Here is a 12286-nt window from a genome sequence, read left to right as displayed (position 1 = left end):
GGAGTGGGGTTAGGGGTGGGGGAGGGCGTTGCCCCCCTCAGGCGTCTTCGTTGTCGCGCACGTGGCCTTCGGCGGGATCGCGGGCGTAGTCGTCGTCGTCGTCGGCATCGTCTTCGTCGTCGAAATCATCGTCGAATTCGATGACTTCCTCCTCGACCATATTGTCGGCGGCGTGGATGCGCACGCCGATCAGCCAGTCGGCGAGCGGGCCTTCCCAGCCCGCCTCGACCGGGGCGAGGGCATCGGCGGCGCTGCCCGCCGGGCGATCGCCGACAAGGTCGAAGTCCTGCACCCCGTCGTCGGGCGGGGTGATGTAGACATGGGGTTCGAGCCGGACATGCGTCCATCCGGCGGTGGGGGCGAGGCCGTCGGCCTCGACAATCAGCAGCGGATCGTCCGCATCGCCGCCGACCATGGCGGCCACCTCGACTATTTCGCGTACCAGTTCGCTCATCGTGCCGACTCCTGCGAAAAGGGCGGGGCCCCAACCGGACCCTGCCCCCTGGCTAGCGGCGCTGTGTGACAGATTGACGCGTCACTGTTTTTCGAAGGCGGCGTGGATGTCGAGCTTCACCTCGTCGCTGACGAAGGGGATGCCGTAGAGGACGGCGAAGTCGCTGCGCTTGATCGTCGTTTCGGCTTCGAAACCGACGGTTTCCTTCTTGGTCATCCCCATGCCCGCGCCGTGAAATTCGACGTCGAGGGTGACGGGGCGGGTAACGCCATTGAGCGTAAGGTTGCCGGTGACCTTTGCCTCGGTCCCGTCGTCGTCGAGGACGACCGCGGTCGAGACGAAGCGGGCGTCGGCAGGGGCGGGACCGAAGAAGTCGGGCTTGCCGCCGTCCTTGCCCGCGCGCAGCAGATGCGCGGTCAGGCCGGCGCTGGCGGTTGTGACCTTCGATACCGGGATGGTGACGTCGACCTTTGCGGCGGCGGGGTTGGCGGGATCGAGCACGAGGGTGCCGGTCACGTCGCCGAAGATGCCGGTATAGTTGCTGAAGCCGAGGTGATCGACGCGCCACACGACCATCGTGTGCGCCGGATCGGCGGCATAGGTGCCGGCGGTGACGCGGCTCTTGTCGGGCGCGCCGGGGGCGCTGGGCGCTTGCGCGACGACGACGGGAACGGCAACGATGGCGAGAGCGAAAAGCGTGGTGAGCGATGCGATACGGCGCATGAGCGGAAGCCTCCTGTTGGGAAGACGGATGCTAGGCGAGGGCGCGCGCCGCCGTCAATCGCGCCGCCCGGAAACGCAGCGTTTCGTCCGCTCAGTCGATCCCGTCCCCGATCAGCGAGAAGGGCGCCCAGGCGCTGGGGTGCGACCAGCTTTTGAGGAAATCGTCGGCGCGCGGATCGTTGCGGATATCGCGCATTGCGCGCTGCAACGCCTCGGCGCGCGAGAGGCCGGGGTTCTGCTGCATCAGTTCGAACAAGCGCACGGTGAGCACCGAGGCGACGTCGTCGCGCACCGGCCAGTGCGAGGCGAGCAGGCTTTCGGCGCCCGCGAAGAAGAAGGCGCGCGCCAGCCCCGACAGCCCCGGCGCCCCTTCGCTGCCGTCGCCCGAGGCGGTGTTGCACGCCGACAGCACGACCCAGCGCGCGCCGAGGTGCAGCCCCGCGACTTCGGAAGCGGTGAGCAGTCCGTCGTCGAGCGGCGTCGCGGTGGCGGGCGGGGTGAAGACGAGCCCGGGTTCGGCAAGCCCCTTCACCTCGCCCGCGATCAGCCCGTGGGTCGCGAGGAACAGCACCGAGAGATGGTCTAGATCGCTGCGCTTGAGATTGGTTTCGGTCGCGGTGCCGGCGAGATAGAGGCGCGCGGCATCGGCGCCGAGCAGCGCCTGCATCGCCTTCAATTCGGCCTCGGTCCCCGGCAGCCGGGCGAGGCGGCGCAGCGCCGCGGGATCGGCGAGCGGCGGCGCATCGCCGATCGCGGGTTGCAGCCCGGCGGTGACGGGCAGTCCGCTGCTCCGCGTGCCGCGCGCGCGGGCGCCGGCGATGCCGCGCGCGGCCGCCTGACCCTCGAGCACCGGATCGCCGAAGCCGACCATGCGCGTGCCCGCCTGGCCATCTCCGCGCGCCGCGACCGCGCGCAGCAATTGCAGCGACTGGAGCGAAGGAAGCTGAAGCAGCGCGGGGCCGTCGGCGAGCCATTTGGTTGCGCGCAGCACCGCGGGATCGCCATCGGCGCCGGTCGGCTTTTCGGTGACGAGGATGCCGAGCGGCAGCGAGGAAAGCGACCCCGTCGCGGCGGTGAAGAGATGGCGCTTGCCGGCAAGGTCGGCGGCGAAGGGCGCGAGCAGCCGGTCGTAGAGCAGCCAGGCGGTGCCGCGATCGAAGGGGAAATCGCCTTCGCCCTCGGCCGACCATTTTGCATCCTCTTCGGGCGTCACGTCGATGCTGGCGCCGACGTCCCACAGCAGGCGGCGAACATGTGCGTTGACCTCTGCCGCGGGCATGTCGGCGCGGTTCCAGCGCAGCTTGTCATGGGTGACGAGCAGGACATGGGTGCCAAATTCGGACGGCACGAGCATGACGAAGGCTTCGTCGGGCGCGAGCAGCGCCTGCGCCTCTGCCATGCCGAGCGGACGCGGCCGGATCAGCGCGAAATAATCGGGGGTCGCCGCGGCGATCGCAGCGTCGACCTGCGCCCGGCGATCGTCCTTGCGTGCGATTTCGGATTGCAGTGCCGAAAATTGACGCTGGCGTTCGGCCGGGTCGTCGGGGAGCGTTTCGAGCTTCGTGTTGAGTGCCGCGATCGCCGTGTCGATCTGGCGCCGTTCTTCGACGAGCGGCGAAACCGAGGCGCGGGCCGCGGCGCGTTCGGCGGCGGCGCGCGCGACGGCGCGGCTGGTCGTGCCCGCCATCGCATCCTGCAGCGCCGCAAATGCCTGTTCGGCGGCGGCGCCGTCGTGCGCGCCCTTTGCCCACAGAGCGTCGGCATAAAGCAGGAAATAGTCGGCGTAGCGCCGTTCGCCGAGCCATGCCCAGGGATCGGCGGTCACCCAGTCGAGCTTCATTTCGTCGAAACGGTCGAAGCCGAGCGCGTCGCGGAAACTGGTCATGCCCAGCGCGGCATGGCGCCCGGCGGCCAGCGCCAGCGCCGGGTCGCCGCCGGCGCGCAGCAGTAGTTCGGAAAGATCGGCCTTGAGCGCGTTGAGCGTGTCGTCGGGATCGCCGAAGCTGCCGCGCCGCGCCGAGCGCCGGTCGGGGTCCAGATAGAGGGCGACATGGTCGTTGGCGGGATCGCCCAGCACATCGGCCAGCACGGCGATCGCGGCGGCGCTGCGGTCGCGCTTCTTGAGGAAGGTGGTCAGATTGTCGAGCGCATGAAGGGTACGGAAGTCGCCCGCGCCGAACGCCTTGCGTTCGACGGCCAGCGCCTCGCGATAAACGGCTTCGGCTTCGGCATCATTGGCGGGCAGGTCGTCGAGATCCCAGGCCAGATCGCGCAGCGCCTTGGCATATTCGTCGCTGTCCTTGCCATAATGACCGGCGAACAGCGCCACCTTGCGGCGGCTGTTGGCGATGCGTTCGGCCTCGTCGCCATAGCTCGACAGGGTGCGCCTCTCAGCCTCGATCGCCTTTTGCTCGGCGTCGAAATCGATCCCGGCGAGCTGGGTGCCGACGAGCGCGCCGAAACCGTAGCGGGCGAGCTGGTCGCGGGCGCGGTCGGCCTTGCCCGCGGCGACCGCCGCCTTGGCATAGGCTTCGGCAATGCCGGTCACATCATTGACCATATCCTTGTCGAAATATTCGCCGCTGCCCGCCTTGCCCTTCGTATAATGCGGGCTGGCGACCAGGATCGCGAGGATGCGTTCGTCGAGGGCGAGTGCGTCGTCGGGGCGGTTCGCGCCCGCAAGCGCGGCGCGATAGTCATAATAGCGGCGGACGAGACGGAAATCGGGGCCTTCGCAATCGTCGCCGGTGCAGGCGTCGATCGCGGCGAGGCTGTCGTCGAACAGCCGTTTGCGCAGCGCCCCTGCGTCGTCGGCGCGACCGACGAGGGCGAGCAGCGCGGCGTAGCTCGACAGCATGTCGGCGCGCTTGTCGCGCGCCTGGTCGCAGCGCGTGCCCCATGCCGGGCCCTCGCACCCCGCCCAGCGCGGTTCGAAACGCGCGATGACGGCATCGAAAGCGGCGACGGCTTCGCCGCCGCGCCCGACGTCGTTGAGCATCTGTCCATATTCGAGCAGCGTATCGCCAAGGTCGGTATCGTCGCGCGCGCAGCCCATCACCATGCCGGGGACGCGGCGACCGCAGCCATAGGCCTCCTCGGTCAGCGCATGGACATAATGGGAGAAGGGCTCGATCGCCTCTTCGCGGTAGCCGTTGATGCGCAGCGCGAGCGCATATTGGCGTTCGACATCGGCGGTCGCATAGGTGCCCGCTCCGTAGAGCCGGGTGGCGATTTCGACCGCGCGCACGAGCGCCTGCCGCGATTCGGGTGCCCGGTGCGCCCAGCTGAGATTGTTCGCGTGGACGAGCAGCTTGGCGAGATAGGGGGCGCTGTTTTCGCCGCGGTCAGCGGCGATCAGCTTGAGCGTGCGTTCGGAGATGGCGGCGCGGTCGGAAAGATCGGCCGCCAGTTCCTTGCGGTCATTCTCGGCGACCTTTTCGGCGGTCGCGGGTGACAGGTCGGGGGCGATCTGCGCCGCGGCCGGAAGCGCGGCGACGAGCCAGAACGCCGCCCATATCCCCGCCAGCATCGCCCGCATCCGCCGCATATTCCGCCCCCCGCGAACGGCCGCGCCGGCAAGGCGGCGAAGCCGGAAGCCAAGGGGTTAGGCAAAATCGCGGCGCGGCGCAAATCGGGAGTCGGGCGCTATTGCCCCGAGGCGCGGCGCTCCGCAAACCATTGGCGCAGCATCGCCGCGGTGCAGCCGGTAAAGCCGTAAGAGCCGATGACCGAGCAACTGTCGGGGCGCGTCAGGCGGGCGATATTGTCATAATCCTCGACGCGGGCGCCCCACGCGCTGCCGCCGACGGACGTGTCGTCATCCTTTCCGCGCAACTCCTTCGGCACGCGGTAGCGGTCCGATTCGGGGCGCTGGGCGCAGACGACGATCTCCTCACCCTCGGCGACCGGACAATGGTCGTCGCCATAGGTGACGAGAAAGGAGATGCGTTCGGGCGGTTCGCTGTGCTGTACGAGGCTATCGTCCTGCGCGGCGGCGGGTAGCGGGGCCAGCAGCATGGCGGCGGCAAGCAGCAGCGACGGGGCGGCGGTTGAAATCGACATGGCGTTCCCTCTGACCATCCCCGTATCCGCAATAGGCGCGCGAAGATGAACGCCAGCCGAACCGGGCTCAGGCGATGTCGAGCGACGCGGCGATGGCGGCCCATATTTCAGCGAGTTCGTCGGCGCCGGTGCAATAGGGCGGCATGACATAGACGCTGTTGCCGAGCGGGCGCAGCAGCACGCCGCGATCGCGGTAGAAGGCGGTGAGGCGGGGAGCGAGCGCCGAAAGATAGCCCGCATCGGCAACCACGAGATCGAGCGCGGCGATGGTGCCGAGGCGGCGCGGATTGGCGATGCGCGGATCGGTGGCCAGCATCGCGAGATGCGCGGCCTGGGCATCGGCGAGCGCGTCGATGCGCTGCTGCACCGGTTCGTCGCGCCAGATAGCGAGATTGGCGTTGGCGGCGGCGCAGGCGATGGGGTTCGCCGTGTAGCTCGACGAATGATAGAAGGTCTTTGCGCGGTCGGGCGAATAATGCGCCTGGAATATCGCTTCGCTGCACAGCGTCACCGCGAGCGGCATCGCACCGCCGGTGAGGCCTTTCGACAGGCAGACGATGTCGGGGATCACCCCCGCCTGGTCGCAGGCGAAGCGCGTGCCGGTGCGGCCCCAGCCGGTCATCACCTCGTCGGCGATGAAGAGCACGCCGTGCGCGGCGCAGATGGCGCGCATCTCGGCGAGCACCCATGCGGGATAGATCAGCATGCCGCCGGCGCCGAGGATCAGCGGTTCGACGATGAAGGCGGCGGGTTTTTGCAGGCAAGCGGCTTCGAGTGCGTCGAGCGTGACCTGCTCCTTGCCGTCATGGGGGAAGGGGATGGAGTCGACGTCGAACAGCAAAGGTTGCCACGCGCGGTTGTAGACGCCGCGCTCGCCGACCGACATCGTGCCGATGGTGTCGCCATGATAGCTGTGGTCGAGCACGAGGATGCGGCTGCGCGGCTCGCCGATGTTGAACCAGTAGCCGAGCGCCATCTTGAGCGCGACCTCGACGCTGGTCGAGCCCGAGTCCGAAAAGAAGACGCGGGTGAGCGGGGCGGGGGTGATGCGGATCAGTTCGGCGGCGAGGCTTTCGGCGGGCTCGTGCGTCCAGCCCGCGAAGATGAGCTGGTCGAGCTTTTCGGTCTGGGCCCGGATCGCAGCCATGATTTGCGGGTGCGCATGGCCGTGCGTCGTCACCCACCAGCTCGAGATCGCGTCGATCCAGCTGTTGCCGTCGCTGTCATAGAGGCGCGCGCCGCGGGCGCGGTCGATCAGCGGGATCGGCTCGCCGAGGCCGTGCTGGGTGAAGGGGTGCCAGACGGGGGATCGATGGTCGAGGTTCATGGGGCCGCCCTACAGTATATCGTCATCCCGGCGAAGGCCGGGATCTCGTCGGTGCGTCACAATTCGAAGTCGGGATCCCGGCCTTCGCCGGGATGACGAATGTCTATTGGAAGTCCGTCAGGTCGAAATTGGCCGCGAAAGCCGCTGCGACCCCCTCGGGGGTCAGCGCGTCGAGGTGAGGGAGGCGGCCGAGGCGCTTAGCGCCCGATAGGGCCGCGATGATCGCTTCGCTGTCGCGGGCGGCCTCGCCGACGAAGGCGATGCCGTGGATGGGGACATTGCGGGCCTTCAGCGCTTCGATCGTCAGCAGGCTGTGGTTGATCGTGCCGAGCGCGGTGCGCGCGCAGACGATCACCGGTATCTGCCAGCGCGCGAAAAGGTCGGCGTAAAGCAGCGTGCGGGTGACGGGGACGAGCGCGCCGCCCGCGCCCTCGATCAACAGGTCGCCCGGCGGCGGGACGAGCGCATCGGCGTCGATGGTCACGCCGTCGATCTCGGCGGCAAGGTGCGGCGAGGCGGGGGTGACGAGACGCCAGGTTTCGGGATGGACGCGAACGCCGGCGAGGCGCGCGACGGCTTCGCTGTCGGTTTCCTCTTCAAGCCCCGACTGGATCGGCTTCCAATAGGGCAGGCCGAGCGCGCCCGCGAGCGCCGCCGAAAAGACGGTCTTGCCGATGCCGGTATCGGTGCCGGTGACGACGAAGCGGGTCATGCCGCCGCCATCGCCGCCGACAGCGCATCGACCATCGCGTCGATGTCGCGGGTCGAGACGTTGAGGGTGATCGCGATGCGCAGCCGCGCGGTGCCTTGCGGCACCGTCGGCGGGCGGATGCCGCGGATGTCGAAACCCTCGGCCTGCAGCATGGCGGCGATCCGCATCGTGCGGGCGTTGTCGCCGATGACGACGGGGATGATCTGGCTGCCGCTCGGCGCGATGCCGAGCGCCGCGAGCCGCTTTTCGGCATGGCGGACGAGCCCCGCCAGCCGCGCCGCGCGCTCGGGCTGTTCGGCGACGATTTCGAGCGCCTGGCGGACGAGCCACGCCATGAGCGGCGAGGGCGCGGTCGAGAAGATGAAGGGACGGCCGCGGTTGACGAGGAAGTCGCGGACGATCGCGGGGCCGCAGAGCAACGCGCCTTCGCAGCCCAGCGCCTTGCCGCAGGTGTGGAGCGTGATCAGATTGCCGCGCGGCGCGAGCGCGTGGGCAAGCCCCTGTCCTGCCGGGCCATAGACGCCCGTCGCATGCGCCTCGTCGACGATCAGCACCGCGTCGTGGCGGTCGGCGATAGCGGCGAGGTCGGCGAGCGGAGCCCTGTCGCCGTCCATCGAATAGAGGCTTTCGACCGCGATCCATGGCGTGCCGGTGCCGCCGCCTGCGCGCCAGCGGAGGATCGCATCTTCAAAGGCTTGCGGGTCGTTATGCGCAGCCGCTGTGCGCTCGGCGCGGCCAAGTTTCATCCCGTCGTGCGCGCTCGCATGGATCAGCGCGTCGTGGACGATCAGGTCGCCGCGCTGCGGCAGCGTCGCGAACAGCGCGGTGTTGGCCGCGAAGCCGGTGGGGAAGAAGAGCGCCGCCTCGGTGCCATAGTGGCGCGCCGCATGCGCCTCGAGCGCTTCATGCTCGGCATGGTTGCCGCGCAGCAGCCGCGAGCCGCCCGAGCCCGCCGGAATGCCGCGCGCGGCGCCCTGCGCCAGCGCTTCGGCGAGCGCGTAGGAACCCGCTAGCGCGAGATAGTCGTTCGAGGCGAAATCGATCCCGGCGCGCGGCGCGAGCGCGCGGCGGCGGCCGTCGGCGGCGAGCGCGGCAAGATCGGCGCGGTGGGCGGCGAAAATTGGGCTATCCAATTCCGTTTGTCCTGAGGAGCCCCTGAGCTTGTCGAAGGGGCGTCTCGAAGGACCGAAGGCGTGCGGTGCTTCGAGACGGGCCTTCGCCGGTGCTCAGTCCCTCCTCAGCACGAACGGCATGAGGAGGGAGCAAGGTGGCTTAATTCTTTGCCTTGTCGACCAGCTTGTTCTTGGCGATCCACGGCATCATCGCGCGCAGCTGGGCGCCGGTCTGTTCGATCGGATGCGCTGCAGCGGCCTTGCGGCTGGCCTTGAGTTCGGGCTGGCCGGCCTGGTTGTCGAGGACGAAATCCTTGACGAAGCGGCCCGAGGTGATGTCGGCGAGGACGCGCTTCATTTCGGCCTTGGTCTCGTCGGTGATGATGCGCGGACCCGTCTTGATGTCGCCATATTCGGCGGTGTTCGAGATCGAATAGCGCATATTCGCGATGCCGCCTTCATAGAGCAGGTCGACGATCAGCTTGGTTTCGTGGAGACATTCGAAATAGGCCATTTCGGGGGCATAGCCCGCCTCGACCAGCGTTTCGAAACCCGCCTGGATCAGATGGGTGATGCCGCCGCAGAGCACCGCCTGTTCGCCGAAAAGATCGGTTTCGCACTCTTCCTTGAAGGTCGTTTCGATGATGCCGCTGCGACCGCCGCCGACGGCGGAAGCATAGCTGAGGGCGAGCGCCTTGGCGTGGCCGTTGCCGCTGTTGCCCGATGCTTCCTGCGCAACCGCGATCAGGCAGGGAACGCCGCCGCCCTTCTGATATTCGCTGCGCACCGTGTGGCCGGGGCCCTTGGGCGCGACCATGAAGACGTCGATATCGGGGCGCGCCTCGATGAGGCCGAAGTGGATGTTGAGGCCGTGCGCGAAGGCGAGCGCGGCACCGGGCTTCAGATTGTCGGCGAGATCGTCGTAATAAATCCTTGCCTGATGCTCGTCGGGCGCCGCGATCATGATGACGTCGGCCCAGGCGGCGGCTTCCTTGTTCGACAGGACGCGGAAGCCGGCGCCTTCGGCCTTCTTCGCGGTCGCCGAGCCGGGGCGCAGCGCGATCGCGACATCCTTGACGCCGCTGTCGCGCAGGTTCTGCGCATGGGCGTGACCCTGGCTGCCATAGCCCAGGATGGCGACCTTCTTGTTCTTGATCAGATCCTGGTCGGCGTCGCGATCGTAGTAAACCTGCATTTTCTTCTTCCCTTATTTTCGTTCGTCATGCCGGACTTGATCCGGCATCCATTCGGCGCTCCGTTTCCGGCGAAGTTCTGAATGGACCCCGGATCAAGTCCGGGGTGACGATAGTTGAAACCCAACGCTTGAACTCTAGAGCGCCTCCGGCCCGCGGGCGATGGCGACGATGCCGGTGCGGCCGACCTCGACCAGACCGCATTCGCGCATCAGCGCGATGAAGCGGTCGACCTTGTCGCTGTTGCCGGTGATTTCGAAGATGAAGCTCGACAGCGTCGTATCGACGACCTTGGCACGGAAGACGTCGGCAAGGCGCAGCGCCTCGATGCGCTTTTCGCCGGTGCCGGCGACCTTCACCAGCGCGATCTCGCGTTCGACATGCGCGCCCTGATCGGTGAGGTCGGTGACCTGATGCACCGGCACCAGCCGGTCGAGCTGCGCGATGATCTGGTCGATCACCGCGGGCGGGCCCGAGGTGACGATGGTGATCCGCGACAGCGCATGATCGGCGCTGATGTCGGCGACGGTCAGGCTTTCGATATTATAGCCGCGCGCCGAGAACAGCCCGGTGATCTTGGCCAGGATGCCCGCCTCGTTATCGACGGTGACGGCGAGGACATGGCGCTCGCCCGTTTCGGTGGTGATTTTCATTGTGCAAACCTTCCCCTCTCCCCTTGCGGGAGAGGGATGTGAAGACTTGGCAGCTTGCTGCCTAGTCGAAGCTGGGTGAGGGGACTGCGCGCCATGCGCGCGCGCGGCCCGGCGGGCCGCACCCCCTCTCTAAGACTTGCTAGGCGGCAAGCCGCCAAGCCAAGTCTTTTCTCCCCCGCAAGGGGGGAGAAGATTTGTTCGCTATGCCGCGTCACACCAGCGCTTTCGCTTCGTCGTCCATCGTGCCGGTGACGTCGCTCGGCTGGAGGATCATGTCGGTGTGCGCCGCGCCCGACGGGATCATCGGGAAGCAATTCGCGAGCTTGGCGACGCGGCAGTCGACGATCACCGGACCCGGCGTTTCGATCATCTGCCGGATGCCGTCCTCAAGCTCGCCGAGCGTGTCGATGCGCAGGCCCGTCCAGCCATAGGCCGCGGCCAGTTTCACGAAATCGGGCAGGCTGTCCGAATAGCTGTTCGAATAACGGCTTTCGTAGGTCAGTTCCTGCCACTGGCGGACCATCCCCATCCATTCATTGTTGAGGATGAAGATTTTCACCGGCAGGCGGTACTGGCTGACCGTACCCATTTCCTGAATGTTCATCTGGAGCGAGGCTTCACCCGCGATGCAGACGACCAAACGGTTCGGGTGCGCGATCTGTGCGCCCACCGCGGCGGGGAATCCGTAGCCCATCGTGCCGAGCCCGCCCGAGGTGAGCCAGCGGTTGGGCGCGGCAAAGCCGAAATGCTGCGCCGCCCACATCTGGTGCTGGCCGACTTCGGTGGTGATGATCGGATCGCGGCCGCGGGTCGCGTCGAACAGCGCCTTGACCGCACGCTGCGGCATGATTTCGGCGCCCGCGTCCTTCTTTTCGGGAAAGTCGAGGCAGCGCGTCGCGCGCCACCCGTCGATGCGGCGCCACCATTCGCCAAGATCGCGCGCCTTGTGACCCTTGTCGGCCCAGGCGGCGATGAGCGCATCGAGCGCGCGGCCGGCATCGCCGACGACCGCGATGTCGACCGGGACGATCTTGTTGATCGAGCTGCGGTCGATGTCGATGTGGATCTTCTTCGCCTCGGGCGCGAAGGCGTCGAGGCGGCCGGTGACGCGATCGTCGAAGCGCGCGCCGACTGCGATGATGAGGTCGGCGCGGTTCATCGCCATGTTCGATTCATAGGTGCCGTGCATGCCGAGCATGCCGAGCCATTTGGGATCGTCCGACGGGAAGGCGCCCAGCCCCATCAGGGTCGAGGTGATCGGTGCGCCGGTCAGGCTGACGAGCTGGCGCAGCGCCGCGCTGGCGTCGGGGCCAGCGTTGATGACGCCGCCGCCGGTATAGAAGATCGGGCGTTCGGCCGCCGCGATCATGTCGATCGCCTGCGCGATGGCGCCGGCATCGGGTTCGACCTGCGGACGATAGCTTTGATGCTCAATCTTTTCGGGCACGCTGTAGCTGCCCGTTGCGACCTGAACATTCTTCGGAATGTCGATGACGACGGGGCCGGGGCGGCCGTGCGTCGCGATGTAGAAGGCCTCGTGAATCACGGCGCCCAGCCGGTCGGGGTCCATGACCAGATAATTATGCTTGGTGCAGTGGCGCGTGATGCCCACCGTGTCGCATTCCTGAAAGGCGTCGGTGCCGATCAGCGTCGTCGGCACCTGACCCGTCAGCACGACCATCGGGATCGAATCGAGCAGCGCGTCGGTGATGCCGGTGACGGCGTTGGTCGCGCCCGGCCCCGAGGTGACGAGCACGACGCCGGGCTTGCCGGTCGAGCGCGCATAGCCCTCTGCCGCATGGGTCGCGGCCTGTTCGTGGCGAACGAGGACATGCTTGATCGAGGGATGGTTGAAGAGGGCGTCGTAGATCGGAAGCACCGCGCCGCCTGGATAGCCGAACACCGTATCGACCCCGAGGTCGACCAGCGCCTGAACCACCATGTCGGCACCACTCATTTCCTTCACGACACGCGCTCCTTTCTTCGTGCGGCCCGATGCTGGGCGCAGCCTGTCGGCGGCCTTGTTGCGCCGCAGCAGGCAGCGGGCAAT

Annotated in this window: 10 protein-coding genes; all 10 read right to left on the bottom strand. The window is 67.6% G+C overall.

From position 1 onward, the window contains the following. Positions 1 to 37 precede the first annotated feature (37 nt). Positions 38 to 454: a hypothetical protein gene (locus ATE59_RS17050; RefSeq protein ID WP_058813444.1), complete on the bottom strand. Its 417-nt coding sequence runs from the start codon at positions 452 to 454 to the stop codon at positions 38 to 40. An 81-nt stretch (positions 455 to 535) separates the two neighbouring features. After that, on the bottom strand, positions 536 to 1177 hold the full coding sequence (locus ATE59_RS17045; RefSeq protein ID WP_058813443.1) for a YceI family protein: 642 nt from the start codon (positions 1175 to 1177) through the stop codon (positions 536 to 538). A gap of 91 nt (positions 1178 to 1268) precedes the next feature. Further along, positions 1269 to 4724: a CHAT domain-containing protein gene (locus ATE59_RS17040; RefSeq protein ID WP_058813442.1), complete on the bottom strand. Its 3456-nt coding sequence runs from the start codon at positions 4722 to 4724 to the stop codon at positions 1269 to 1271. 98 nt (positions 4725 to 4822) lie between these two features. Beyond that, positions 4823 to 5239, bottom strand: coding sequence for a hypothetical protein (locus tag ATE59_RS17035; protein WP_058813441.1), 417 nt, complete (start codon positions 5237 to 5239; stop codon positions 4823 to 4825). Between the two features lie 67 nt (positions 5240 to 5306). Continuing rightward, on the bottom strand, positions 5307 to 6566 hold the full coding sequence (locus ATE59_RS17030; RefSeq protein ID WP_058813440.1) for an adenosylmethionine--8-amino-7-oxononanoate transaminase: 1260 nt from the start codon (positions 6564 to 6566) through the stop codon (positions 5307 to 5309). A 103-nt stretch (positions 6567 to 6669) separates the two neighbouring features. Next, positions 6670 to 7278 carry a dethiobiotin synthase gene (gene bioD / locus ATE59_RS17025; RefSeq protein WP_058813439.1) on the bottom strand — a complete coding sequence of 203 codons (609 nt, stop codon included), beginning with the start codon at positions 7276 to 7278 and terminating at the stop codon, positions 6670 to 6672. After that, entirely contained in the window at positions 7275 to 8411 is a 1137-nt protein-coding gene (locus ATE59_RS17020) for an 8-amino-7-oxononanoate synthase (RefSeq protein WP_058813438.1), read from the bottom strand. The genes bioD and ATE59_RS17020 overlap by 4 nt, the downstream gene beginning before the upstream one ends. Before the next feature lie 139 nt (positions 8412 to 8550). Beyond that, positions 8551 to 9585 (bottom strand): ketol-acid reductoisomerase, encoded by a 1035-nt coding sequence (ilvC, locus tag ATE59_RS17015; RefSeq protein WP_058813437.1) that lies wholly within the window; start codon positions 9583 to 9585, stop codon positions 8551 to 8553. A gap of 135 nt (positions 9586 to 9720) precedes the next feature. After that, complete coding sequence (gene ilvN, locus ATE59_RS17010; protein WP_058813436.1) at positions 9721 to 10236, bottom strand: acetolactate synthase small subunit; 516 nt, start codon at positions 10234 to 10236, stop codon at positions 9721 to 9723. Between the two features lie 211 nt (positions 10237 to 10447). Then, positions 10448 to 12202: a biosynthetic-type acetolactate synthase large subunit gene (gene ilvB, locus ATE59_RS17005; RefSeq protein ID WP_058813435.1), complete on the bottom strand. Its 1755-nt coding sequence runs from the start codon at positions 12200 to 12202 to the stop codon at positions 10448 to 10450. Positions 12203 to 12286: the final 84 nt, after the last annotated feature.

Source organism: Sphingopyxis sp. A083 (assembly GCF_001468495.1).
GTDB lineage: Bacteria > Pseudomonadota > Alphaproteobacteria > Sphingomonadales > Sphingomonadaceae > Sphingopyxis > Sphingopyxis terrae.
Note: the sequence above shows the minus strand (reverse complement) of the source record. Positions and strands in the feature narration are given on the sequence as shown.

Coding starts and splice junctions, on each gene's coding strand:
- ATE59_RS17035 (WP_058813441.1), bottom strand. CDS start 5,239: ATGTCGATTTCAACCGCCGCCCCGTCGCTGCTGCTTGCCGCCGCCATG.
- ATE59_RS17040 (WP_058813442.1), bottom strand. CDS start 4,724: ATGCGGCGGATGCGGGCGATGCTGGCGGGGATATGGGCGGCGTTCTGG.
- ilvN (WP_058813436.1), bottom strand. CDS start 10,236: ATGAAAATCACCACCGAAACGGGCGAGCGCCATGTCCTCGCCGTCACC.
- ilvC (WP_058813437.1), bottom strand. CDS start 9,585: ATGCAGGTTTACTACGATCGCGACGCCGACCAGGATCTGATCAAGAAC.
- bioD (WP_058813439.1), bottom strand. CDS start 7,278: ATGACCCGCTTCGTCGTCACCGGCACCGATACCGGCATCGGCAAGACC.
- ATE59_RS17030 (WP_058813440.1), bottom strand. CDS start 6,566: ATGAACCTCGACCATCGATCCCCCGTCTGGCACCCCTTCACCCAGCAC.
- ATE59_RS17050 (WP_058813444.1), bottom strand. CDS start 454: ATGAGCGAACTGGTACGCGAAATAGTCGAGGTGGCCGCCATGGTCGGC.
- ATE59_RS17045 (WP_058813443.1), bottom strand. CDS start 1,177: ATGCGCCGTATCGCATCGCTCACCACGCTTTTCGCTCTCGCCATCGTT.